At 73.5% G+C, this 24,587-nt stretch carries 18 protein-coding genes and 1 pseudogene; 14 read left to right on the forward strand and 5 right to left on the reverse strand.

The window, feature by feature from the left end:
- The first annotated feature begins 108 nt into the window (after window positions 1-108).
- Window positions 109-1,062 (forward strand): AraC family transcriptional regulator, encoded by a 954-nt coding sequence (locus EAO77_RS17075; RefSeq protein WP_147988809.1) that lies wholly within the window; start codon window positions 109-111, stop codon window positions 1,060-1,062.
- Here the strand turns inward: EAO77_RS17075 and EAO77_RS17080 are convergent.
- The 4 genes from EAO77_RS17080 to EAO77_RS17095 all read right to left on the reverse strand — a co-directional run bounded on the left by EAO77_RS17080 (window position 1,023) and on the right by EAO77_RS17095 (window position 5,659).
- Entirely contained in the window at window positions 1,023-1,493 is a 471-nt protein-coding gene (locus EAO77_RS17080; RefSeq protein WP_187283234.1) for an RICIN domain-containing protein, read from the reverse strand. The two genes, EAO77_RS17075 and EAO77_RS17080, sit on opposite strands and share 40 nt — an antisense overlap.
- A gap of 187 nt (window positions 1,494-1,680) precedes the next feature.
- Entirely contained in the window at window positions 1,681-2,514 is an 834-nt protein-coding gene (locus EAO77_RS17085; RefSeq protein WP_147988811.1) for an aldo/keto reductase, read from the reverse strand.
- A 142-nt stretch (window positions 2,515-2,656) separates the two neighbouring features.
- Window positions 2,657-4,456, reverse strand: coding sequence for an AMP-dependent synthetase/ligase (locus tag EAO77_RS17090; protein WP_147989187.1), 1,800 nt, complete (start codon window positions 4,454-4,456; stop codon window positions 2,657-2,659).
- Between the two features lie 270 nt (window positions 4,457-4,726).
- Window positions 4,727-5,659 (reverse strand): LysR substrate-binding domain-containing protein, encoded by a 933-nt coding sequence (locus tag EAO77_RS17095; protein WP_147988812.1) that lies wholly within the window; start codon window positions 5,657-5,659, stop codon window positions 4,727-4,729.
- 120 nt (window positions 5,660-5,779) lie between these two features.
- Here EAO77_RS17095 and EAO77_RS17100 point away from each other — a divergent pair.
- Window positions 5,780-6,784 (forward strand): annotated as a pseudogene (locus EAO77_RS17100) (bile acid:sodium symporter family protein); the annotation flags it as partial.
- Between the two features lie 283 nt (window positions 6,785-7,067).
- Window positions 7,068-7,661: a hypothetical protein gene (locus tag EAO77_RS40065; protein ID WP_261993942.1), complete on the forward strand. Its 594-nt coding sequence runs from the start codon at window positions 7,068-7,070 to the stop codon at window positions 7,659-7,661.
- 88 nt (window positions 7,662-7,749) lie between these two features.
- Here the strand turns inward: EAO77_RS40065 and fdhD are convergent, their stop codons facing one another.
- Window positions 7,750-8,589: a formate dehydrogenase accessory sulfurtransferase FdhD gene (gene fdhD / locus EAO77_RS17110; protein ID WP_147988813.1), complete on the reverse strand. Its 840-nt coding sequence runs from the start codon at window positions 8,587-8,589 to the stop codon at window positions 7,750-7,752.
- A gap of 336 nt (window positions 8,590-8,925) precedes the next feature.
- Here fdhD and EAO77_RS17115 point away from each other — a divergent pair, with 336 nt between their 5' ends.
- From EAO77_RS17115 to EAO77_RS17165, 11 genes are all read left to right on the forward strand, one after another.
- A complete protein-coding gene (locus EAO77_RS17115; protein ID WP_147988814.1) occupies window positions 8,926-9,873 on the forward strand; it encodes a beta-ketoacyl-ACP synthase III in 948 nt (315 codons plus the stop codon).
- 64 nt (window positions 9,874-9,937) lie between these two features.
- On the forward strand, window positions 9,938-10,399 hold the full coding sequence (locus tag EAO77_RS17120; protein ID WP_147988815.1) for an NUDIX domain-containing protein: 462 nt from the start codon (window positions 9,938-9,940) through the stop codon (window positions 10,397-10,399).
- Window positions 10,400-10,691: 292 nt separating this feature from the next.
- Window positions 10,692-11,873, forward strand: a complete 1,182-nt coding sequence (locus EAO77_RS17125) for an ROK family transcriptional regulator (RefSeq protein ID WP_147988816.1) — start codon at window positions 10,692-10,694, stop codon at window positions 11,871-11,873.
- 326 nt (window positions 11,874-12,199) lie between these two features.
- Complete coding sequence (locus tag EAO77_RS17130) at window positions 12,200-13,723, forward strand: sugar ABC transporter ATP-binding protein (protein WP_147988817.1); 1,524 nt, start codon at window positions 12,200-12,202, stop codon at window positions 13,721-13,723.
- Complete coding sequence (locus EAO77_RS17135; protein WP_147988818.1) at window positions 13,720-14,751, forward strand: ABC transporter permease; 1,032 nt, start codon at window positions 13,720-13,722, stop codon at window positions 14,749-14,751. Before EAO77_RS17130 ends, EAO77_RS17135 begins: the two co-directional genes overlap by 4 nt.
- Before the next feature lie 75 nt (window positions 14,752-14,826).
- Window positions 14,827-15,876: a substrate-binding domain-containing protein gene (locus EAO77_RS17140; protein WP_147988819.1), complete on the forward strand. Its 1,050-nt coding sequence runs from the start codon at window positions 14,827-14,829 to the stop codon at window positions 15,874-15,876.
- A gap of 108 nt (window positions 15,877-15,984) precedes the next feature.
- On the forward strand, window positions 15,985-17,211 hold the full coding sequence (locus EAO77_RS17145; RefSeq protein WP_147988820.1) for a Gfo/Idh/MocA family protein: 1,227 nt from the start codon (window positions 15,985-15,987) through the stop codon (window positions 17,209-17,211).
- A gap of 12 nt (window positions 17,212-17,223) precedes the next feature.
- Entirely contained in the window at window positions 17,224-18,231 is a 1,008-nt protein-coding gene (locus EAO77_RS17150; RefSeq protein ID WP_147988821.1) for a sugar phosphate isomerase/epimerase family protein, read from the forward strand.
- Window positions 18,232-18,576: 345 nt separating this feature from the next.
- Window positions 18,577-22,266 (forward strand): ThuA domain-containing protein, encoded by a 3,690-nt coding sequence (locus EAO77_RS17155; protein WP_147988822.1) that lies wholly within the window; start codon window positions 18,577-18,579, stop codon window positions 22,264-22,266.
- 144 nt (window positions 22,267-22,410) lie between these two features.
- The gene (locus tag EAO77_RS17160; RefSeq protein ID WP_147988823.1) at window positions 22,411-23,592 is read left to right on the forward strand and encodes an inositol-3-phosphate synthase; all 1,182 of its coding nucleotides are present in this window, start codon (window positions 22,411-22,413) and stop codon (window positions 23,590-23,592) included.
- A gap of 152 nt (window positions 23,593-23,744) precedes the next feature.
- The coding region (locus tag EAO77_RS17165) for an SCO3242 family prenyltransferase (protein ID WP_187283274.1) at window positions 23,745-24,587 on the forward strand (843 nt) is incomplete at its 3' end.

Raw genomic sequence — 24,587 nt, forward strand, 5'->3', positions numbered from 1 at the left:
CTGTCCTCGTCGTCGGTGTCCTGCGATGCCTCCAGCCTCGCGTCCGGCGGCCCCGCTTCCCATGCGCCAGAGGCTCGACTCCCTGCGTGTGCGTCTACGCTGGCGGCCATGGACGCTCTCGCCGGACTTCTGGACGGGCCGCGGGCCAGGGGGGCGTTCCTGCTGCGCATGGTGATGGAGCCGCCGTGGTCCGTGCACATCGACGACGGTGCGCCGCTGTGCCTGATGTGCGTCACCGACGGGGAGGCATGGATCGAGCCCGCCGGCGGCGCGCCGGTGCGGCTGCGGCCCGGCGACCTCGCGATCGCCCGCGGCCCGGAGCCGTACACCGTCGCGCACCGGCCCGGCGCCCCGCCGCAGGCGCGGATCGGCCCCGGGGGCACCTGCCACACGCTGACGGGGGAGCCGCTGGCGCAGTCGATGCACCTGGGCGTCCGTACCTGGGGCAACGCGCGCGACGGCTCGGCCACGATGCTCATCGGCACCTACCGGATGCGCGGGGAGGTCAGCGGGCGGCTGCTCGACGCGCTCCCCGGCCTGCTGCACCTGCCGGCCGACGCGTGGCAGTGCCCGGTGATGGACGTGCTCGCCGGGGAGATCGCCCGGGACGACCCGGGACAGAGCGTGGTCCTGGACCGGGTGCTCGACCTCCTGCTGATCGCCGCGCTGCGCCAGTGGTTCGCCGGCCCGGACGCCCGGCCGCCCGCCTGGTACCGGGCGATGGGCGACCCGGTCGTGGGCAGGGCGCTGCGCCTGCTCCAGAACGAGCCGGCCCACCCGTGGACGGTCGCCTCGCTGGCGTCGGCGTGCGGGGTCTCCCGGGCGGCTCTCGCACGCCGCTTCACCGGCCTGGTGGGCGAGCCGCCGATGAGCTATCTCACCGGCTGGCGGCTCGCCCTCGCGGCCGACCTGCTGCGGGACGGGGACGCCACCGTGGAGGCCATCGCCCGGAAGGTCGGCTACGGCGGTTCGTTCGCGTTCAGCGCCGCGTTCAAACGGGTGCGCGGGACGAGCCCGCAGGACTACCGCGCCGGGCGTACGGGCTCCAGCCTCCAGGCCTGATGGGGCCCGTCGGTGTCCTCCCACTGCCGGACGTCGGCGCCCTCGTCGGTGCTGCCGTCGGCGACCTCCAGCAGCAGTCCGCTGACGAAGCTGACCAGCGCCACGGTGCCCGGGGCGTCGAGGTGCTCCTCGATCGTCCACTCCTGGGCGCCGAAGTTGTTCGCCCGCCACTGCTGGACGCGGGCGCCGTTCTCCGTGGACGCGCCCGCCACGTCCAGACGCTTGCCGCTCGCCTCGTTCACCAGATGATGCAGGCCGCCGCCGTTGGGCACCGGGGTGATGTGCCAGTGCTGGCCCGGCTCCCCGGTCTCCTCGGCCTGCTGCACCCGGGCGCCCCCGCCGCGGGCACCGCCGGCGACCTCCAGCACCAGCCCGCTGCCGGCATTGCGCACCAGATAGAGCCCCGGCTCCAGTGGGCCGCTCACCGTCATTGCCTCCCCTGCGACAACCCCGCGCCGCCCGCCACGGCGTGACGGCGCCCCGCGGCGCCCGTCGCGCCACGACGCGGACCATCGTCGCACCGGGCACCGACATCGCACCGGCACGGCGTCCGGACACGGGACGGCGCGGCCCCCCACAGGGGGAGCCGCGCCGGCACGGAAGGGGTCCGGGCGGGGATCAGGCGACGTCGAACTCCGCCGGGTCGGGGCCGAGCCGCTTGCCCTCGTCCAGGGCCGCGAAGGCCGCGAGGTCGTCCGCGTCCAGCTCGAAGCCGAACACGTCGAAGTTCTCCGCGATCCGCGACGGGGTCGCGGACTTGGGGATCACCACGTTGCCCATCTGGAGGTGCCAGCGCAGCACCACCTGGGCCGGGGTGCGGTCGTGCTTGCGGGCCACGGCCAGGACCGTGGGCACCTCCAGCAGGCCCTTGCCCTGGCCCAGCGGGGACCACGCCTCGGTCGCGATGCCGTGCGCGGCGTGCGCGGTGCGGGCGGCCTGCTGCTGGAGGCGGGGGTGGAGCTCGATCTGGTTCACCGCCGGGACGACCGAGGTCTCGCCGATCAGCCGATCCAGGTGCTCCGGGAGGAAGTTGGAGACCCCGATGGCCTTGGCGCGGCCGTCGGCGAGGATCTTCTCCAGGGCCCGGTAGGTGTCGACGTAGGTGTCACGGGAGGGCAGCGGCCAGTGGATCAGGTAGAGGTCCACGTAGTCGAGGCCGAGCCGCTCCAGCGAGGCGTCGAAGGCGCGCAGCGTGGTGTCGTGGCCCTGGTCGCTGTTCCACAGCTTGGTGGTGACGAACAGCTCCTCGCGCGGGATGCCGGAGCCGGTGACCGCCCGGCCCGTGCCCGTCTCGTTCTTGTAGACGGCGGCGGTGTCGATGCTGCGGTACCCGGCCTCCAGGGCCGTGGTGACCACCTGCTCCGCCTCGTCGTCCGGCACCTGCCAGACTCCGAAGCCGAGCTGCGGCATGGCGACACCGTTGTTGAGGGTGATGGAGGGGACCTGGCTCACGAGCGGTCGATCCTAACGTCGTCGATGGATACGGCAGGGTCAACGATCACATACCCGCACACATTCCCGCAGGCCCGCACAGCCGGACGCGCGCATCACCTTCCCCGCATCTCCCTGCCCGGTGCGCCACCTGTGCCGCGCGTCACCCGTACAGCGCGTCCACCTCGACCGCGTACGCCTTCTCGATCGCCCTGCGCTTCAGCTTCAGCGACGGGGTCAGCAGCCCGTGCTCCTCGCTGAAGGGATGGGCGAGGATGCGGAAGGTCCGGATCGACTCGGCCTGCGACACGAGGGTGTTGGCGGCGACGACCGCGCGCCGGATCTCCATCTCCAGATCCGGGTCGCGCACCAGGTCCGCGGGGGCGAGCGGTGGTCTGCCCTGGATCGCCAGCCAGTGGTCGACGCCCTCCTGGTCGACGGTGACGAGCGCGGCGATGTACGGGCGGTCGTTGCCGACGACGATGCACTGCGCCACCAGCGGGTGGGCGCGCACCCGCTCCTCCAGGCCCGCCGGTGAGACGCTCTTGCCGCCGGAGGTCACCAGGATCTCCTTCTTGCGGCCGGTGATCGTCAGATAGCCGTCCTCGTCGAGGGAGCCCAGGTCACCGGTGGCCAGCCAGTCGTCGTGCAGCACCGCCCGGGTGGCCTCCGGGTCGTTCAGGTAGCCGGAGAACACGTTGGGGCCGTGCAGCCAGATCTCGCCGTCCTCCGCGATGTGCACCGTGGTGCCGGGGATCGGCTGGCCGACCGTGCCGTAGCGCACGCGCTCCGGCGGGTTCGCGGTGGCGGCGGCCGTCGTCTCGGTCAGCCCGTACCCCTCGTAGACGGTGACGCCCGCGCCCTCGAAGAAGAGCCCGAGCCGGCGGTCCATGCCGGAGCCCCCCGACATGGCGTGGCGCACCCGGCCGCCCATCGCGTCGCGGACCTTGGAGTACACCAGCTTCTCGAAGAGCTGGTGCTGCATCCGCAGGCCCGCCGACGGGCCGGGCCCGAGGCCGAACGCCCGGTGCTCCATGGCCTCCGCGTACTTCACCGCCACCTCGGCCGCCTTGTCGAAGGGGCCCGCCCGGCCCTCCCGCTCCGCCTTGCGGCGGGCCGCGTTGAAGATCTTCTCGAAGATGTAGGGCACCGCGAGGACGAACGTGGGCCGGAAGCTGACCAGGTCCGGCAGCAGGGCGGCGGCCTGGAGCACCGGCTGGTGCCCGAGCTTGACCCGCCCGCGGATCGCGGCGACGCCCACCATCCTGCCGAAGACGTGCGACAGCGGGAGGAACAGCAGCGTCGCGGCCTCGTCCCCGGGACGCGAGTGGAACACCGGCTCCCAGCGGCCGATCATCGTGTCGGCCTCGAACATGAAGTGGGAGTGGGTGATCACACAGCCCTTGGGGCGTCCCGTGGTGCCGGAGGTGTAGATGATGGTGGCCACCGAGTCCGGGGTGACGGCCCGCCGGTGCCGGTGCACGACCTCCTCCTCGATCTGCCCGCCCGCCGCGTACAGCTCCTCCACGGCGCCCGCGTCCAGCTGCCACAGCCGTTTCAGATGGGGGAGACGGTCGATCACGGAGCCGATCGTCATGGCGTGGTCCTCGTGCTCCACCATGCACGCCGACACCTCGGCGTCGTGCAGCATCCAGTAGACCTGGTCGGCCGACGACGTCGGGTACACCGGCACGGACTGGGCGCCCACGGTCCACAGGGCGAAGTCGAACAGCGTCCACTCGTAGCGGGTGCGGCACATCAGCGCGACCCGGTCGCCGAACCGCACGCCCTGCGCCAGCAGCCCCTTGGCCAGCGCCAGCACCTCGTCGCGGAACCCGCCCGACGTCACGTCCTGCCAGCGCCCCTCGCCGTCCTTGCGGGCGAGCGCCACCCGGTCGGGGTCGTCGAGGGCGTGATCGAAGACGGAATCGGCCAGACCGCCGACCTGAGGCGCCGTGGCCAGGGGTGGGACAGTGAACTCGCGCAATGGCCTGCTCCTTGTGGCGCTCCGCACAGCGCCGTGACCGTACCCCACGACAGCGGCCTGCGGGAGGGGCCGCGTCCGTACCCGCCGATCGGCATCAGCACAGGTCAGCGACGGGAACGGAGGACCGCCGCAGGGGTGTCGAGGCCAATTCTGACCGGCGGGTAAGGAGTCCCGGCCCGGATCTCCACCGAATCTGTACGCGCCGATCACCGCCGCGCCACCGGGTGCACGGGCCTCGCGCCCTGGTCAGGCGGGGCGGCCGGGGCCTGCCGGCCGGGCGGAGGGGCCCGGTCGGCCGCCGGGCCGGCGGCCCGGCACCGGACCGTGGAGGCGGTCGCCCGCCGCGAGCAGCGCACGGGCCAGCGCCGACGCCGCCTCCTGCGCGGCGGGCCTGCGGCCGCTGCGCAGCAGGACGAAGTCCACGGGCCCCAGATCGGGCAGCCCGGCCCGTTCGGGCACCGGCACCAGCCCCGGCGGGATCAGGCCCCGGGTGTGCGCCATCACCCCCAGGCCGGCGCGGGCGGCGGCGACCAGCCCACTGAGGCTGCCGCTGGTGCACGCCATCCGCCACGCGCGGCCCTCGCGTTCCAGCACCTCCAGCGCCCGGGCGCGGGTGACGGCGGGACGCGGGAAGAGGATCAGCGGGACGGGCCGCTCGGGGTCGATCCGGACGCCCTCGGCGGCGATCCACACCATCCGGTCCCGCCACACCACGTCGCCCTGGCCGGCGCCGGGTGCGCTCTTGGCGAGCACCAGGTCCAGCCGGCCCGCCTCCAGCCGCCGGTGCAGCGTCCCGGAGAGCTCGACCGACAGCTCCAGGTCCACCTCGGGGTGCTCGCGGCGGAACGACTCCAGGATCTCCGGCAGACGCGTCAGCACGAAGTCCTCCGAGACGCCGAACCGCAGCCGCCCGCGCAGCCGGGTCCCGCCGAAGTACGCCTCCGCCCGCTCGTGCGCCAGCAGGATCGACCGCGCGAAACCGAGCATGGCCTCGCCGTCCTCCGTCACCTCCACGCCGTGGGTGTCCCGGGTGAACAGCGGCCGGCCCGTGGCTGCCTCCAGCCGGCGCACCTGCTGGCTCACGGTGGACTGCCGCAGTCCGAGCCGCCGGGCGGCCTCGGTGAAGCTGAGCGTCTGCGCCACGGCCAGGAAGGTCCGCAGCTGCGTCGGGTCGTACACGCGCCTCAGGCTACGCGGTCATCGCGGAACGTGATGACAGTGAGAGCGGAATACGGCGTTCCCGATCAGCGTGCCGGGGAGGAGCATGGGGGTCCCCCGGACCGAGAGCAAGTGGAGCCCATGAGTCCCCGCATCCCGCGCCTGCCGTCCCGGCTGCCGGTCGACCCGTACGTCCTGGCGCTGCTGGGCACCGTGGTCCTCGCCGCGCTGCTGCCCGCCTCCGGCGCGGCCGCGGCCGCGGCGGGCGGCGCGTCGACGGGCGCCGTGGCGCTGCTGTTCTTCCTCTACGGGGCGCGGCTGTCCACCCGCGAGGCGCTCGACGGGCTGCGCCACTGGCGGCTCCATCTCACCGTGCTCGGCGCCACCTTCGTGGTCTTCCCGCTGCTCGGCCTGGCGGGCCGCCTGCTGGAACCGGCGGTGCTGACGCCCGAACTCGCGGGCGGGCTGCTGTTCCTGTGCCTGGTGCCCTCGACCGTCCAGTCGTCGATCGCCTTCACCGCCATGGCACGGGGCAACGTGCCGGCCGCCGTCTGCGCCGGCTCCTTCTCCAGCCTCGCGGGGATCGTCCTCACCCCGCTGCTCGCGGCCCTGCTGCTCGGCGGGACGGGCGGCTTCTCTGCCGGTTCGCTGCTGCGGATCGTCCTCCAGCTGCTCGTCCCCTTCCTCGCCGGGCAACTGCTGCGCCGCTGGGTGGCCGGCTTCCTGGCGCGCCACCGGAAGCTGCTCGGACTCGTCGACCGCGGCTCGATCCTGCTCGTCGTCTACACGGCCTTCAGCGAGGGCATGGTCTCCGGCGTCTGGCAGCGGGTGACCCCCGCCCGGCTCGGCGCGCTGCTCGCCGTCGAGGCGGTGCTGCTCGCGGCGATGCTGGCGATCACCTGGTACGGGGCGAAGCGCCTCGGCTTCGGCCGCGCCGACCGGATCGCGATCCAGTTCGCCGGGTCGAAGAAGAGCCTGGCGGCCGGGCTGCCCATGGCCACCGTGCTGTTCGGCCCGCAGGCGAGCCTCGCCGTGCTGCCGCTGATGCTCTTCCACCAGATGCAGCTGATGGTCTGCGCGGCGATCGCGGGACGCCGCGCCCGCGCCCCGGAGCCCGCCCCGCAGGCGTCCGGCGGACACGGCGCCCGCCCGGCCCGCGGGGTGAGACCGGCCCCGGCGCGGGGCGGGGCGCTCCCGCCCCGCGCCGGGGGGAGGGCGGCCAGGGCCGCTGTTCGTCCGAGGATCATGGGCACAGTCTCGCGCGGCGGGCGGGGCACGTCACGAGCCGCCGTACTCAGACACCGGGCGGGAGGGCCCCGCCCGGCGGGAACCGCTCCCCGCACACCCCGGCGCCGGGCGGGGCCCTCCCGCCCGGTGTCTGAGTACGGCGGCTCGTGACGTGCCCCGCCCGCCGCGCGAGACTGTGCCCATGATCCTCGGACGAACAGCGGCCCTGGCCGCCCTCCTCGTGGTCACCGTCACCGCGTGCGGCACGGAACGGGCCGACGAGACGACAACGGCGTCCCCTCCGGCCGCTCCGCGCGCCTCCGTCGAGGCGCGGCCGACGTGTGCCGAGCCGGACGGGCCCGTCACCGTGCCGGACGGGACGCCGTCGCCCCCGCCCGCCCGGGACGGGGCGGGCGGAGCCGTCGGGGACGGGGCGCCCCACTACGCGGAGAACCACGCCTACCGCATGGAGGGCCGGATGACTCCCGAGAACCGGGCGAGAACGGAGGCGTCCGCCCGGCTCGTCCGGCAGGAGCTGGAGAAGCTCCGCGCGGAGGGCGGCTCGGGGGAGTACGGCGTCTTCCCCGACGCGCGGGTCGTCGCGGCGCTCGGGCGCCTGGGCTGCGGGGAGGAGCACGGGGTCCACGTCGGGAACGGGTGGTACAGCGTCCACACCGGCACCGGGTGCGTGAGCGGGCGGGTGACGAAGGACGAGCTGACCGGCTCGGTGCACGGCGCCTACGCCGAGCCGCAGCCCGGTGCCGGCCCGTGTGTGGAGAACCGGGGCGGCCACTGACCCCCGCCGCGTGGCGGGCGGCGGCCGCTGACCGCCCGCCCCGCCCGGGCCGGCCCGCCGCATGGCCCCGCCCCCTCGGGCGGGCCCGTCAGCGCAGGTCGCCGAGGTCGATGCGCTCGTCACCCGCGTACACGTTCATGCTGCCGCCGCGCAGGAAACCGACCAGGGTCAGGCCGGTATCGGCGGCGAGGTCCACCGCCAGCGAGGAGGGCGCGGAGACGGCGGCGAGCACCGGTATGCCGGCCATCACCGCCTTCTGCGCCAGTTCGAACGAGGCTCGCCCGGAGACCAGCAGGATCGACCGGGACAGCGGCAGCCGGTCGTCCTGGAGCGCCCTGCCGACCAGCTTGTCGACCGCGTTGTGGCGGCCGACGTCCTCGCGGACGTCCACCAGCTCGCCCTCGGGCGAGAACAGCGCCGCGGCGTGCAGGCCCCCCGTCCGGTCGAAGACCTGCTGGGCGGCGCGCAGCCGGTCCGGGAGGGCGGAGAGCAGCGCGGGCGTGACGCGCACCGGGGGAGTGTCGGCGATCGGGTGGCGGGCCGTCGTGCGCACCGCGTCCAGGCTGGCCTTGCCGCACAGACCGCAGGACGAGGTCGTGTAGACGTTGCGCTCCAGCGTGATGTCGGGGACGGGGACTCCGGGGGCCAGCCGCACGTCGACCACGTTGTAGGTGTTCGAGCCGTCGGCCTGCGCGCCCGCGCAGTAGACGATCGACCGCAGGTCGGCGGCCGTCGCCAGGACCCCCTCGCTCACCAGGAAACCCGCGGCCAGCGCGAAGTCGTCCCCCGGGGTGCGCATGGTGATCGCGAGGGGTCTGCCGCCCAGGCGGATCTCCAGCGGCTCCTCCGCCACCAGGGTGTCGGGACGGGTCGAGACCGCCCCGTCCCTGATGCGGAGGGTGCGGCGGCGTTCGGTGACCCGTCCCATGTGTGCGGTTTCCCGGTTCTGTACGTGTCGGCCGCCGAGCGGCCCCGGATCGCCGGGCTCGCTGCCCGGCGGTCCCATTGTCCTGCACGTGGGGGAGGAGCCCTCCGGCCCCGTGGGTCCGGGGCTTCCGGCAGGTGGGGGCCGAGGCGGCCGTGCCCGTGCCGGGAGCGCCCGTACCGGCGTCGCCCGGGGCCGGCCGCGGCGCCGGATGCGGCGGGTCGGTGGGGAAGGCTCCAAAGACCGGGCCGTGAAGCTGTGGGATCACCTGTCCCCGTACCGGGTGGTAGCAGCCTTGACTGGATGGTTCCTGGCATCGTCACCGAGGGGGAACCCAGCATGACCGGCTCACGCGTCGTCGCCGTCGGGCACTATCAGCCCGGCAGGGTGGTCACCAACGACGACCTCGCGGCCATGGTCGACACCAGCGACGAGTGGATCCGCAGCCGGGTCGGCATCGTGACGCGGCACATCGCGGGCCCCGCCGAGTCCGTCGACGAGCTCGCCGCCCACGCGGGCGCCAAGGCGCTGGCCGCCGCAGGTGTCTCCCCGGCCGACGTCGACCTGGTGCTGGTCGCCACCTCCACGGCCGAGAACCGTTCGCCGAACATGGCCGCCCGGGTGGCCGCGCGGCTCGGCATGGGCTCTCCCGCGGTGATGGACCTGAACGTCGTGTGCGCGGGCTTCACCCATGCCCTGGCCACGGCCGACCACACCCTGCGTGCCGGCGCCGCAACCCGGGCCCTGGTCATCGGGGCCGACAAGATGGGCGACATCGCGGACTGGAGCGACCGCAGCACCTGCGTGCTGGTGGGCGACGGCGCGGGCGCCGCGGTGGTGGAGCCGGTGCGGCCGGGGCAGGAGGCCGGTATCGGGCCCGTCGTGTGGGGTTCGGTGCCCGAGCTGGGCCACGCGGTGCGCATCGAGGGCACCCCGGCGCGCTTCGCCCAGGAGGGGCAGTCCGTCTACCGCTGGGCGACCACCCAGCTGCCGCCCATCGCCCGCAGCGTCTGCGAACGGGCCGGTCTCGCCCCCGAGGACCTGGCCGCGGTCGTGCTGCACCAGGCCAACCTGCGGATCATCGAGCCCCTGGCCCAGAAGATCGGGGCCGTCAACGCGGTCGTCGCCCGCGATGTCGTCGAATCGGGCAACACCTCGGCGGCCTCCGTCCCCATGGCGCTCTCCAAGCTGGTGGAGCGCGGCGAGATCTCCTCGGGGGACCCGGTCCTGCTCTTCGGCTTCGGCGGGAACCTCAGCTACGCGGGTCAGGTGATCCGCTGCCCGTGACCCCGGGCGCGGCGGGCCCCCGGTGCCGTCGGCGGGGGCGGGCCGGGGCGGCAGACTGGGCGGCATGACGACGAAGCGAAGCGCCGGACTGCTCCTCTTCCGGCGGCGTGACACCGGCACCGAGGTGCTGATCGGGCACATGGGCGGGCCGTTCTGGGAGGGGCGCGACGAGGCGGCCTGGTCGATCCCGAAGGGCGAGTACGGGCCCGACGAGGAGCCGATGGCCGCCGCACGGCGGGAGTTCGAGGAGGAACTCGGGCTCCAGCCGCCCACCGGCGAGTGGCTGCCGCTCGGCGAGATGCGGCAGACCGGCGGGAAGCTGGTCGTCGTCTGGGCGATGGAGGGCGACCTCGACACCGCGCTCGTGGTGCCCGGCACGTTCACCATGGAGTGGCCGCGGGGGTCCGGCGTGCTCCGGGAGTTCCCGGAGATCGACCGGGCCGGGTGGTTCGCCCTCGACGCGGCACGGCCGCTGCTCGTGGCGGGTCAGCGGGTCTTCCTGGAGCGGCTCGAACCGCTGTTGTGACCCGAGCGCCCCGTTCGGGTCGCGGGTCCGGCGGCCCCGCTCCCTGCCTTCCGCGGCCCCCCACTCCCGGGCTTTGTCCCGAGTGTGGAGAAAGTTGGGCAGGAACTGTGCGCAAGTTCTTCCCCGTTGGGCAAAGCGCTGCTACGTTCCCCCTCGAAAGCAGACGGACGAGGCCGAGGTTCCCCGTGCCGAGGGCTGAGGTGAGAGGGCTTCCGTCCGGACCGCGCCGTGGTGAGGAACCAGGCCGGGCCGGCGGACCGGCCCCAGGGGAGGGGAGGGGTACGTGAGACGCATGACGGCTCGACCCGCGAACGCGCATCAGGCGCGGCTGCTCAGGCTGCTGCGCGACGGCGGACCCAACTCCCGCGCACAGCTGGGCGATCAGGTCGACCTCTCGCGCTCCAAGCTGGCCGTGGAGGTGGACCGGCTCCTGGAGACGGGCCTGGTGGTCGCCGACGGTCTCGCCGCCTCGCGCGGCGGACGCCGCTCCCACAACATCCGGCTCGCCCCGGCCCTGCGCTTCCTGGGCGTCGACATCGGCGCCACCTCCATCGACGTGGCGGTGACCAACGCCGAACTGGAGGTGCTGGGACACCTCAACCACCCGATGGACGTCCGGGAGGGCCCGGTCGCGGTCTTCGAGCAGGTCCTGTCGATGGCGGGCAAGCTCCGGGCCTCCGGTCTCGCGGAGGGGTTCGACGGCGCCGGCATCGGCGTGCCGGGCCCCGTCCGCTTCCCCGAAGGCGTACCGGTGGCACCGCCGATCATGCCCGGCTGGGACGGCTTCCCCGTGCGGGAGGCGCTCAGCCAGGACCTGGGCTGCCCGGTCATGGTCGACAACGACGTGAACCTCATGGCCATGGGGGAGCAGCACGCGGGCGTCGCACGGTCGGTGGGCGACTTCCTCTGCGTCAAGATCGGCACCGGCATCGGCTGCGGCATCGTCGTCGGCGGGGAGGTCCACCGCGGTACGACGGGCAGCGCCGGAGACATCGGGCACATCCAGGTCGACCCGGACGGGCGGGCGTGCGCCTGCGGCAACCGGGGCTGCCTGGAGGCCCACTTCAGCGGCGCCGCGCTCGCCCGGGACGCCGAGGACGCCGCGCGCAGCGGCCGCTCGCCCGAGCTGGCCGCCCGGCTGGAGGCGGCCGGCGCCCTGACCGCGGCGGACGTCTCCGCGGCGGCCGCCGCGGGCGACGCCGCCTCGCTCGACCTGATCCGCGACGGCGGCGACCGGGTCGGCCAGGTCATCGCCGGCCTGGTGAGCTTCTTCAACCCCGGGCTGGTCGTCATCGGAGGCGGGGTGACCGGCCTCGGCCACACGCTGCTCGCGAGCGTGCGCACACAGGTCTACCGCCGCTCGCTGCCGCTGGCGACCGGCAACCTGCCCATCGTCCTGGGCGAGCTCGGCCCCACCGCCGGAGTGATCGGCGCGGCCCGGCTCATCAGCGACCACCTGTTCTCGCCGGCCTGATCCCGGGCCGGCCGGCACCCTCCGGGGCGCCAGGCGCCACCCGCTCCACCCGTACGCGCACGTCCCTCCCGCACGAGGGACGCACGGCACCACCGCACTGGTCGACGCGCGGCGAGCCCCGGTTCGCCGCGCCGTCCCGCAACGCTCCCGCCGCACCGCGGTGAGCGTGTCCCGGCACACCCCCGTACCCGTGGCCTCCGTTCCCCGCTTCCCCGTTCCCCGTTCCCCTTCCTGTTCCGTTTCCGCCCCGCACCCGCACCCGGTCCGGCGTCCGCGGACCGTCCGCCCTGCCCGCTCACCGGCCGCACCCGCCGAGGGGATTCGTCATGGCACCAGAACCACCCCTGCTCACCATGTCCGGCATCACCAAGTCGTTCCCGGGCGTCCGCGCCCTCGACGGCGTGGACCTGGAGGTCCAGGCCGGAGAAGTCCACTGCCTCCTCGGCCAGAACGGCGCCGGCAAGTCCACCCTGATCAAAGTCCTGGCCGGTGCCCACCAGCCGGACGGCGGAGAGATCACCTGGCACGGCGAGCCCGTGTCGCTGGGCTCCCCGATCGCCGCGATGCGGCTGGGCATCGCCACCATCTACCAGGAACTCGACCTGGTCGAAGGGCTGTCCGTCGCCGAGAACGTCTTCCTCGGCCACGAGCCCACCTCCGCGGGCTTCGTGGTCCGCCAGGGAACCGCCCGCACCGCCGCCGCCCAGCTGCTGAAGCGTCTCGGCCACCCCGAGATCGACCCCGCGCGCCATGTGGGCGACCTCTCCGCCGCCCAGCAGCAGATCGTCTCGATGGCCCGCGCGCTCTCCCACGAGGTGCGCCTGATCGTGATGGACGAGCCGTCCGCCGCGCTCGACCCGGACGAGGTCGACAACCTCTTCCGGATCGTCGGCGACCTGACCGCCGACGGCGTCGCCGTCGTCTACATCTCCCACCGCCTGGAGGAGATCCGCCGCATCGGCGACCGGGTCACCGTCCTCAAGGACGGCAGGGCGGTCGCCGGCAATCTGCCCGCGAAGTCCACGCCGACCTCCGACGTGGTCGCCCTGATGACCGGCCGCAACGTCGAGTACGTCTTCCCCGAGCGCCCCGACCCGGCCGCCAGGGCCGCGGCCGAACCGGTGCTGCGGGTCGAAGGACTCGCCAGGAAGGGGGAGTTCGCACCCGTCGACCTGGAACTGCGGCCCGGCGAGATCGTCGGTCTCGCCGGTCTCGTCGGCTCCGGGCGCAGCGAGATCCTGGAGACGGTCTACGGGGCCCGCCGCCCCACCGCCGGACGGGTCGTCGTCGACGGCGTCCCGCTGCGGCCCGGCAGCGTGCGCGCCGCCGTCCGCGCCGGGATCGGCCTCGCGCCCGAGGAGCGCAAGGCGCAGGGCCTGCTGATGCTGGAGTCGGTCACCCGCAACGTCACCGTCTCCACCCTCTCCCGCTTCTCCCGCGGCGGCTGGCTCGACCACGGCAAGGAGCGCGAGGCCGCCCGGCAGGCCACCCGCGAACTGTCCCTGCGGCCCGACAACCCCGACGCCAGGATCCGCACCCTCTCCGGCGGCAACCAGCAGAAGGCCGTGCTCGCCCGCTGGCTGCTGCGCGGCTGCAAGGTGCTGCTCCTCGACGAGCCGACCCGCGGCGTCGACGTCGGCGCCCGCGCCGAGCTGTACGCCGTGATCCGGCGGCTGGCCGACGACGGCCTCGCGGTCCTCCTCGTCTCCAGCGAGGTGCCCGAGGTCCTGGGGCTCGCCGACCGCGTGCTGGTGCTGCGCGAAGGCAGCGTCGTGCACACCGCGGACGCCCGTGAACTCGACGAACACCGCGTACTCGACCTTGTGATGGAAGGAAGCCCGACGGCATGACGCAGCCAGCCACCCCGGCGCAGCAGGACGCGCCGGCCGCACCCGCGAAGTCCGCACCGGACCGGAGCGCGGCCCACCGGCCGCTGGGCTTCCGCCTGGACGTGCGCAACCTCTCCCTGCTCGGCGTCCTCGCCGTGCTCATCGCCGTCGGCGGCTTCACCAAGCCCGACGAGTTCCTCGCGACGAGCAACCTCCAGCTCGTCCTGACCCAGGCGTCCGTGATCGGCGTCGTGACCGTCGGCATGACGTTCGTCATCACCAGCGGCGGCATCGACCTGTCGGTCGGCGCGATCGTCGCCCTGGCCTCGGTCTGGGCCACCACGCTGGCGACCCAGGAGTTCGGCTTCGCCGGCATCCTCTTCACGGCCGTGGTCGTGGGCCTCGGCTGCGGCCTGGTGAACGGCCTGCTGATCGCCTACGGCGGGATGGTGCCGTTCATCGCCACGCTCGCGATGCTGGCGTCGGCCCGCGGCCTCGCGCTGCAGATCACCGACGGCAAGACCCAGATGGTCACCGTGGACTCGGTCCTCGACCTCGGCATCCGGGACGCCTACATCCTCGGCATCCCGCCCCTGGTCCTGGTCTTCGCGGCGGTCACCCTGGTGGGCTGGCTGCTCCTGAACCGCACCACCTTCGGCCGCCGCACGGTGGCCGTCGGCGGCAACGCGGAGGCGGCGCGCCTCGCCGGCATCGACGTACGGCGCCAGCGCCTCTACCTCTACCTGCTGTCCGGCCTGTGCTGCGGCATCGCCGCGTTCATGCTGATCGTGCTGGCCGGCTCCGGCCAGAACACCAACGGCAACCTCTACGAACTCGACGCCATCGCCGCCGCCATCATCGGCGGGACGCTGCTCAGCGGCGGACGCGGCACCATCGTCGGCTCCGTCCTCGGTGTCCTGGTCTTCACGACCATCACCAACATCTTCGCCCTGAACAACCTGGAGAGCGCCGTCCAGCAGATCGCCAAGGGCGCGATCATCGTCGCCGCCGTCCTGGTCCAGCACCGCACCCTGCGCGGCGCCGACTGACCGGCCCGGACCCCGGTCCCCCCCAGTCCGCCCAGTCCCTCACTCCGCCCACTCCCGACAGGGGTTGATCACGCCATGCCACAGATCCCCGCACCCAGCCGCAGAGGCCTGCTCTTCGGAACCGCAGCCGTCTCCGCCGGAGCCCTGCTGACGGCCTGCACCAGCAACGAGCCGAAGAAGAGCGACGACCCGGCGCCCGAGAACGTCCCCGTCGCCGACGACAAGCCGGGCAAGGCCGTCACCATCGGCTTCGCCGGGCCCCAGGCCGACCACGGCTGGCTGAACGCCATCAACCAGAACGCCAAGTCGCGGGCCGGGAAGTACTCCGACGTCACCCTGGAGATCACCGAGGGCTCCAACGACACCGCGGCCCAGATCGGCCAGGTGCAGACCCTCATCAACAAGAAGGTCGACGTCCTGGTGATCCTGCCCGCCGACGGCAAGGCGCTCACCCAGGTCGGACTCCAGGCCATGAAGGCGGGCATCCCCGTCGTCAACCTCGACCGCATCTTCGCCAGCCCGCAGGCGTACCGCTGCTGGATCGGCGGCGACAACTACGGCATGGGCCTCAACGCCGGCAACTACATCGGCGAGCAGCTCAAGGACAAGCCGAACGCCAAGGTCATCGAGCTCGCCGGGCTGGACAACCTGGAGCTGACCAAGCAGCGCACCCAGGGCTTCGACGACGCGCTGAAGAACTTCCCCAACATCCGCAAGGTCGCCCGCCAGGCCGCGGACTTCACCGTCGAGTCCGGCCAGGCCAAGATGGCCCAGCTGCTCCAGGCGCAGTCCCAGTTCGACGCGCTGTGGAACCACGACGACGACCAGGGCGTCGGCGCGCTCCGCGCCATCGCCCAGGCCGGCCGCGACGACTTCCTGATGGTCGGCGGCGCGGGCGCCAAGTCGGCGATGGACGCGATCAAGGCGGACGACAGCGTCCTCAAGGCCACCGTCCTCTACCCGCCGACCATGGCCGCGTCCGCCATCGACCTGGCCCGCGCGCTCGGCCAGGGCAAGGGCGTCAGCGGCATGGCGGAGCTGGAGATCCCGGCCTCCCTGACCCTGTACTCCGCCGTCGTCACCAAGGACAACGTCGACGAGTACCTGCCCACCGGCTTCAACTGACGGGCGCGAGGGCCCGCCGTCCGGGCAGGACCCCGCGGCCGCCGGCCGCGGGGCCCGCCCCGGATCGGGCCCGGCCCCCACCGTGCACACCGACGAGGAGGAACCCGTATGGAACAGACGGACAGCGACGCAGCGCCCCCGACGCTGGGCGTGGGCATGATCGGCTACGCGTTCATGGGCGCCGCGCATTCACAGGGATGGCGCACCGCGGCCCGTGTGTTCGACCTGCCGCTGCGGCCGGTCCTCGCCGCCGTGGCCGGCCGGGACGCCGTGGCCGTGCGCGCGGCCGCGGACCGGCACGGCTGGGCGGCCGCGGAGACCGACTGGCGCGCCCTGGTGGCCCGCGACGATGTGCAGCTCGTCGACATCTGCACACCGGGCGACAGCCACGCGGAGATCGCGATCGCGGCACTCGAGGCGGGCAAGCACGTGCTGTGCGAGAAGCCGCTCGCCAACTCGGTCGCCGAGGCCGAGGCCATGGCGGCAGCGGCCGAGCGTGCCAGGGACCGCGGACAGCTGGCCATGGTCGGCTTCAACTACCGTCGTGTCCCGGCCATCGCGTACGCCCGCCGGCTGATCGCCGAGGGCCGCATCGGCGCGCTGCGCCATGTGCGGGTGACCTACCTCCAGGACTGGCTCGTCGACCCCGACTTCCCGCTGACCTGGCGGCTGGAGCGGGAGCACGCGGGCTCCGGCGCGCTGGGCGACCTCGGCGCCCACATCGTGGACCTCGCGCAGTTTCTGGCGGGGGAGCCGCTGGTCGGGGTCTCGGCGCAGCTGGAGACGTTCGTCCGGGAGCGGCCGCTGCTCGCGGGGGCGTCGGCGGGGCTGAGCGCCTCCGGCGGCACCGGCCGCGGGTCCGTCACCGTCGACGACGCCGCCGTCTTCACCGGCCGGCTCGCCTCCGGCGCGCTCGCCACCTTCGAGGCCAGCCGGATGGCGCCCGGCCGCAAGAACGCGCTGCGGCTGGAGATCAACGGCGAGCGGGGCTCGGTCGCCTTCGACCTGGAGCGCCTGAACGAGCTGCTGTTCCACGACCACGCCGAGCCGGCGGTCACCGCCGGATTCCGCCGGATCCTGGTCACCGAAGCCGACCACCCGTACCTGGAGGCATGGTGGCCGCCGGGTCACGCCCTCGGCTACGAGCACACCTTCGCCCACCAGGCGCGCGACCTGGTGGTGGCCATCGCCGCCGGGGTCCAGCCCGTGCCGTCGTTCGCGGACGGACTCCAGGTCCAGCGGGTGCTGGCCGCGGTGGAGGAGAGCGCGGGGAAGAACGCCGTCTACACGCCCGTACCGGTGCTCGAACCGGTGCCGGCCCGGGCACAGGTCTGAGGAGGAGGTCCGATGCCACGTCCGTTCACGCTGTTCACCGGCCAGTGGGCCGATCTGCCGCTGGAGGAGGTCTGCGCGCTGGCCCGCGACTTCGGCTACGACGGGCTCGAACTCGCCTGCTGGGGCGACCACTTCGAGGTGGACAAGGCGCTGTCCGACCCGTCCTACCTGGACGGCAGGCACGCGCTGCTGGAGAAGTACGGCCTGAAGTGCTGGGCCGTCTCCAACCATCTGGTCGGCCAGGCGGTGTGCGACAACCCCATCGACGAGCGGCACCAGGGCATCCTGCCCGCCCGGATCTGGGGCGACGGGGAGCCGGAGGGGGTGCGCCGGCGGGCGGCGGCCGAGCTGCAGGACACCGCGCGGGCGGCGGCGGCCTTCGGTGTCGACACCGTCATCGGCTTCACCGGCTCCTCCATCTGGCACCTGGTGGCCATGTTCCCGCCCGTGCCCGAGCGGATGATCGAGCGAGGCTACGAGGACTTCGCCGAGCGGTGGAACCCGATCCTCGACGTCTTCGACGCCGAGGGGGTGCGCTTCGCGCACGAGGTGCACCCCAGTGAGATCGCCTACGACTACTGGACGACGAAACGCGCCCTGGAGGCCGTCGGGAACCGGCCCGCCTTCGGACTCAATTTCGACCCCAGCCACTTCGTCTGGCAGGACCTCGACCCGGTGGGCTTCCTCTACGACTTCCGGGACCGGATCTACCACGTCGACTGCAAGGAGGCGCGCAAGCGCCTCGACGGGCGCAACGGTCGGCTCGGCTCCCATCTGCCCTGGGGCGACCCGCGGCGCGGCTGGGACTTCGTCTCCGCCGGGCACGGCGACGTGCCCTGGGAGGACGTGTTCCGGATGCTGAACTCCATCGGCTACGAGGGGCCCGTGTCGGTGGAGTGGGAGGACGCCGGCATGGACCGGCTGGCGGGCGCTCCGCAAGCGCTTGCCCATCTGAAGCGGTTCGACTTCGACCCGCCCAGCGCCTCCTTCGACGCCGCCTTCTCGGGCGGCGAACAGTAGAACACGCAGGCCCGGGCCCGGTGGCGGACGACGCCGCCGGGCCGGTCCGGCCTGCCCGGACGCGGCTTTGTCCTGCTGCGGGTAAAAGTTCAACTTCCCTGCTGCACAAGGCCTTTCCGAGCTGGAAGAACCCGGCTACCGTCCCATCTCGCGTACACGAAACAGGTGGTCCTGGAGTGACGGCGCACTCCGGTTCCACGGCACCGAGCCCGGAACGGGCGCCCCACGGAGCAGCAGGACCGCGAGCCGCGGCGCACCCCGCGGCGAGCGCGGCACACGGGGATCGGCACGCCTCCCCGGCGCTCCACGGCACCCCCGTTCGACCGGCCCAACCGGAGGACATTCGTGCACAGAACAAGGCCAGGAGTCCGCAAGGCTCTCGCTCTCCTCACCGGAAGTCTCCTCGCGGCGACATCGCTCGCCCTCACGGCGCCGACCGCGGCATCCGCCGCCGACCCCGAAGCGGCCCCCGCGGCCGCCGAGTTCCAGCAGGTGACCCTCGCCAAGGGCGGGGAGGAGACCGGCGAGCCGATGTCGCTCGCCGTCCTGCCGGACCGCAGCGTCCTGCACACCTCCCGCAGCGGCGAGCTCCGGATGACGGACGCCGCCGGCAACACCCGTGTCGTCGGCACCGTTCCCGTCTACTCGCACGACGAGGAAGGTCTCCAGGGCATCGCCCTGGACCCCGGCTTCAGCGAGAACCGGGCGATCTACCTCTACTACGCGCCTCCGCTGGACACCCCCGCGGGCGACGCGCCCAACGAGGGCACACCGGAGGAGTTCGCGAAGTTCGACGGCGTCAACCGGCTGTCGCGCTTCCTCCTCCGTGAGGACGGCACCCTGGACAACGCCAGCGAGAAGAAGGTCATCGACATCCCCGCGACCCGTGGCATCTGCTGCCACGTCGGCGGCGACATCGACTTCGACGCGGACGGCAACCTCTACCTGTCGACCGGGGACGACTCCAACCCGTTCGCCTCCGACGGCTTCACGCCGATCGACGACCGGCCGGGCCGCAACCCCGCGTACGATGCCCGCCGCACCTCGGGCAACACCAACGACCTGCGCGGCAAGATCCTGCGCATCAAGGTGGCCGAGGACGGCTCGTACACCGTCCCCGAGGGGAACCTCTTCGCCCCCGGCACCGAGAAGACCCGCCCCGAGATCTACGCCATGGGCTTCCGGAACCCGTTCCGCTTCAGCGTCGACAAGAAGACCGGCATCCTCTACGTCGGCGACTACGGTCCCGACGCGGGCGCCGCCGACCCGAAGCGCGGACCCGCCGGACAGGTCGAGTTCGCCCGGGTCACCGGCCCCGGCAACTTCGGCTGGCCGTTCTGCACGGGTGACAACGACCCCTACGTGGACTACGACTTCGCCACCAAGACCTCCGGTGCCGCCTTCGACTGCGCGAACCTGAGGAACGACTCGCCGCACAACACCGGTCTGACGGAGCTGCCGCCCGCGCAGGCGGCATGGATCCCGTACGACGGCGGATCGGTTCCCGAGTTCGGCAGCGGCTCGGAGTCCCCGATGGGCGGACCCGTCTACCGCCACGACCCGGAGAACGACTCCCCGGTCGCCTTCCCCGCCGAGTACGACGGCGACTTCTTCGCCGGCGAGTTCGGCCGGCGCTGGATCAAGCGCATCGAGCAGGGCGAGGACGGCACCGTCCAGTCCGTCAACCCGGTCCCCTGGACCGGCACCCAGATCATGGACATGGCCTTCGGACCGGACGGCGCCCTGTACGTCCTCGACTACGGCACCGCCTGGTTCGGCGGCGACGAGAACGCCGGCCTCTACCGGATCGAGAACGCAACCGGCGGACGCTCCCCGGTCGCCGAGGCCGCGGCGAACCGGACCTCGGGCACCGCGCCCCTGAAGGTCGCCTTCTCCTCCGCCGGCACCGCCGACGCGGACGGCGACGAGCTCACCTACGCCTGGGACTTCGGCGACGGCTCCACCTCCACCGCGGCGAACCCGGTCCACACCTACCGGAAGAACGGCACCTACACCGCGACCGTCACCGCCGAGGACCCGACGGGCCGCACCGGATCCGCCAGCGTCCGGGTCGTCGTCGGCAACACCGCGCCCAAGGTGACGCTCGACCTGCCGGCGGAAGGCGCCCTGTTCTCCTTCGGCGACGAGATCCCGTTCAAGGTCACCGTCACCGACAAGGAGGACGGCACCGTCGACTGCGCCAAGGTCAAGGTGACGTACGTCCTCGGCCACGACAGCCACGGCCACCCCGTCACCTCCGCCAACGGCTGCACCGGCACCATCAAGACGTCCTCGGACGGCGGCCACGACCCCAACGCCGACATCTTCGGCGTCTTCGACGCCGAGTACACCGACGGCGGAGGCGGCGGCCAGGCCGCACTGACCACCCACGACCAGGCCAAGCTCCAGCCCCGCCACCGCCAGGCCGAGCACTTCGACGACGCGTCGGGCGTCAAGGTCTACGACAAGGCCCCCGCCAACGGCGGCCGGACCGTCGGTGACATCGACAACGGGGACTGGATCTCCTTCACGCCCTACCACCTGGGCGGCAGCAAGAAGCTCAGCGCCCGGATCTCCTCCGGCGGCGCGGGAGGCTTCCTCGAAGTGCGCACCGGCTCCGCGAACGGCACGCTCCTCGGCTCCGCGCCGGTGCCCGTGACCGGCGGCTGGGAGACCTTCCAGGACATCGAGGTGCCGCTGCGGTCCGTGCCGAAGAAGACCACCGACCTGTTCCTCGTCTTCAAGGGAGGAGCCGGAGCGCTGTACGACATCGACGACTTCGAGCTCTCGGACACCCCCGTCGACCGCGCGGCGAAGCGGGTGCTCGTCTTCTCGAAGACGGCCGGCTTCCGCCACGACTCCATCGCCACCGCAGTCGCCGCCCTCAAGGAGCTCGGCGCGTCGAGCGGCATCACGGTCGACGCCACCGAGGCCGCCAAGCAGTTCACCACCAGCAACCTCGCCCGCTACGACGCCGTCGTCTTCCTGTCGACCACCGGCGACGTGCTCGACGCCGCCCAGCAGAAGGCCTTCGAGAACTACGTGGCCGGCGGTGGCGGCTACATGGGCGTCCACGCCGCGGCCGACACCGAGTACGACTGGGAGTTCTACGGCGGCCTCGTCGGCGCCTACTTCGACTCCCACCCGCAGATCCAGTCCGCGACCGTACGCGTCGAGGACCACGACCACCCCGCGACCGCCCACGTCGACGGCCCCTGGCAGCGCACCGACGAGTGGTACAACTACCGCACCAACCCGCGTGAGCAGGCCCGGGTTCTGGCCACCCTGGACGAGACGACCTACCAGGGCGGCTCCATGAAGGGCGACCACCCGATCGCCTGGTGCCAGACGTACGAGGGCGGACGCTCCTTCTACACCGGGGGCGGCCACACCAAGGAGTCCTACGCCGAGCCGGCGTTCCGCCGGCACCTCCTCGGCGGCCTGCGCTACGCCACCGGACAGGTCAAGGCCGACTGCAAGCCCCGCACCGGCCACCGGAGCATCTTCAACGGCGAGACGCTGGACGGCTGGAAGCAGGCCGGGCCCGGGTCGTTCGACGTCGTGGACGGCGAACTGCGCTCCGTGGGCGGCATGGGCATGCTCTGGTACCAGGCGAAGGAGCTCGGGTCCTACTCCCTGAAGCTCGACTGGAGGATGCAGGGCGACGACAACTCCGGAATCTTCGTCGGCTTCCCGGCCTCCGACGACCCCTGGTCCGCCGTGAACAACGGCTACGAGATCCAGATCGACGCCACCGACGCCGCCGACCGCACCACCGGAGCCGTCTACGGCTTCAAGTCGGCGAACATCAAGGCCCGCGACCAGGTCCTGCGGCCGCCCGGCCAGTGGAACAGCTACGAGATCAAGGTCCAGGGCGAGCGGCTCCAGGTCTTCCTCAACGGCGTGAAGATCAACGACTTCACCAACACCGACCCGGCCCGCAGCCTGAAGAACGGCTACATCGGCCTCCAGAACCACGGAGCGGCGGACCAGGTGTCCTTCCGGGACATCCAGCTGAAGGAGCTGCCCTCGTAGGACCACGGACCCCCGTCGGGATCCGGGCACGCGAGCCCGCCCGGATCCCGACGGGAGGTCCCTGGGGCCGCCCCATGAGCCGGCGGCGGGCGGGGAGGCGCCGTACCCCCCGCCCGCCGTCCTCCACCCCACCGGAACACCCACATGGCAGGGAGGCAGCCCGTGAACGACGGGAACGCGACGGACACCCTCACCCAGGACGCCGTCACCCACGACCACCGGGCACGCACCGGAGTCTGGTTCGTCGGAGCCCGCGGATCGGTGGCGACCACAGCCGTCGCCGGATGCGCGGCCGTCACCGCGGGGCTGCACCCGCCCACCGGCATGGTCACCGAGACACCGCCCTTCGGCGGCACGGGACTGCCCCCGCTCGCCTCACTCGTCTTCGGCGGTCACGACACCGCCTCCTGCCCGCTGCCCAAGCGCGCCGAGCACCTCACCGGCGAGGGCGTACTGCCCGGTGGCCTCGCCTCGGCCGTACGCGCCGAACTGGGCGCGGCGGACCAGGAGATACGTTTCGGCGGCCCGTCGGCCGGCGACACCCGCACCGACGAGGAACTGACCGCCCGCTTCACCGACGACATCGTCTCCTTCCGCACCCGCCACGCGCTGGCACGCGTCGTCGTCGTCAACGTCGCCTCCACCGAACCGCTCCCCGAGCCCGGCGCCGACCGCCTGCCGCCCAGCTCCCTCTACGCCGCCGCCGCGCTCCGCGCCGGCTGCCCCTACGTCAACTTCACCCCCTCGACCGGGCTGCGCAGCCCGGCCCTCGCGGCCGCCGTCGCGGCAAGCGGCCTTCCCCACGCGGGCCGCGACGGCAAGACCGGCCAGACCCTGCTGCGCTCCGTGCTCGCCCCGATGTTCGTCCAGCGGGCACTCGACGTCCGGGCCTGGTCCGGCACCAACCTGCTCGGCGGCGGGGACGGCGCCGCGCTCGCCGACCCGGCGGCCGCCGCCGCCAAGAACGCCGGCAAGGAACGCGTCCTCGCCGACACCCTCGGACACAGCCCCGAGGGCGAGGTCCACATCGACGACGTCCCCGCCCTCGGCGACTGGAAGACCGCCTGGGACCACATCGCCTTCGACGGCTTCCTCGGTTCCCGGATGATCCTCCAGACCATCTGGCAGGGCTGCGACTCGGCCCTCGCCGCCCCCCTGGTGCTCGACCTCGCCCGGCTCCTCGCCCGCGCCCACGAGGCGGGCATCGCCGGACCGCTGCCCGAACTCGGGTTCTACTTCAAGGACCCGGACGGCGGACCCGCCGGCCTGTCCGAGCAGTTCGCCGCACTGCTGTCCTTCGCCGACCGCCTCCGGGAGGCCCGGTGATCAGGACCCTGCTCCTGCGCCTGGCCCCCGCCGCCACGGCCGGCCGCCGCCGGGCGCAGCCTCCGGCGGCCACCGCCGGTCCCGTGCCGCCCGCCTCCGACGGGCGCCCCGGCGACGACACCGCCGGGCCCCGCCCGGCCCGGCGCGACACCCTGCGCGCCTGGGCCGAACTGCTGCGCGTCTCCGCCCTGTTCAGCGTCCCCGGCGACGCACTCGCCGGCGCCGCCGCCGTGGGCGTGCGTCCCGGCCGGGGCACCGCCTGGGCCGCCGGCGCCTCCCTGTGCCTGTACGAGGCGGGCATGGCGCTCAACGACTGGGCGGACCGGGAGGAGGACGCCGCCGAGCGCCCCCACCGCCCCATCCCCTCGGGCCGGATCGCCCCGCGGCACGCCCTCGCCGCGGCCGGGACGCTCACCGCCGTGGGCCTCGCCCTCGCCTCCCGCGCGGGCCGCCCCGCCCTCGCCGTCGCCACGGCGCTGTCCGCCACGGTCTGGGCGTACGACCTCCGCCTCAAACACACCCCCGCCGGCCCCGCGGCCATGGCAGCCGCCCGCGGCCTGGACCTGATCCTCGGCGCCACGGCAACGTTGTCCATCCCCGCCGGCCCCTCCGCTCCGCCGCCGGACGTCACCCGCCGCGCGGCCTCCTCCCGCGCGGGAGGAGGCCCGCGGACCGCGGTGCCCACCGCCCGGCGCGTGCGGAACGCCCCCGCGGACGGGACCGGGCGGGCCCCCGTCGTGAGGACCGGGGCCCCACCGGGCGGCACGCCCCGCACCGCCACCGGTCCGGGTGCGGCCGCGCCCGCCGGACGCACCGTCGCCGCCATCCGCGCCGCCGCCCCCGCGGCAGGGGCGCTCGCCGCGCACACGTACGCCGTCACCGCCGTGTCCCGGCACGAGGTGCACGGCGGATCGACCGGCGCGCCCCTCGCCGCCCTCGCGACGGCGACCGCCCTCACGGCCTTCGCCGCCCGCCACCGCGGCGGAGCCCCCACC

It is taken from the genome of Streptomyces sp. T39, assembly GCF_008042045.1.
Taxonomy (GTDB): domain Bacteria; phylum Actinomycetota; class Actinomycetes; order Streptomycetales; family Streptomycetaceae; genus Streptomyces.

Coding starts and splice junctions, on each gene's coding strand:
- EAO77_RS17075 (WP_147988809.1), top strand. CDS start 109: ATGGACGCTCTCGCCGGACTTCTGGACGGGCCGCGGGCCAGGGGGGCG.
- EAO77_RS17080 (WP_187283234.1), bottom strand. CDS start 1,493: ATGACGGTGAGCGGCCCACTGGAGCCGGGGCTCTATCTGGTGCGCAAT.
- EAO77_RS40065 (WP_261993942.1), top strand. CDS start 7,068: ATGATCCTCGGACGAACAGCGGCCCTGGCCGCCCTCCTCGTGGTCACC.
- fdhD (WP_147988813.1), bottom strand. CDS start 8,589: ATGGGACGGGTCACCGAACGCCGCCGCACCCTCCGCATCAGGGACGGG.
- EAO77_RS17115 (WP_147988814.1), top strand. CDS start 8,926: ATGACCGGCTCACGCGTCGTCGCCGTCGGGCACTATCAGCCCGGCAGG.
- EAO77_RS17120 (WP_147988815.1), top strand. CDS start 9,938: ATGACGACGAAGCGAAGCGCCGGACTGCTCCTCTTCCGGCGGCGTGAC.
- EAO77_RS17125 (WP_147988816.1), top strand. CDS start 10,692: ATGACGGCTCGACCCGCGAACGCGCATCAGGCGCGGCTGCTCAGGCTG.
- EAO77_RS17130 (WP_147988817.1), top strand. CDS start 12,200: ATGGCACCAGAACCACCCCTGCTCACCATGTCCGGCATCACCAAGTCG.
- EAO77_RS17135 (WP_147988818.1), top strand. CDS start 13,720: ATGACGCAGCCAGCCACCCCGGCGCAGCAGGACGCGCCGGCCGCACCC.
- EAO77_RS17140 (WP_147988819.1), top strand. CDS start 14,827: ATGCCACAGATCCCCGCACCCAGCCGCAGAGGCCTGCTCTTCGGAACC.
- EAO77_RS17145 (WP_147988820.1), top strand. CDS start 15,985: ATGGAACAGACGGACAGCGACGCAGCGCCCCCGACGCTGGGCGTGGGC.
- EAO77_RS17150 (WP_147988821.1), top strand. CDS start 17,224: ATGCCACGTCCGTTCACGCTGTTCACCGGCCAGTGGGCCGATCTGCCG.
- EAO77_RS17160 (WP_147988823.1), top strand. CDS start 22,411: ATGGCAGGGAGGCAGCCCGTGAACGACGGGAACGCGACGGACACCCTC.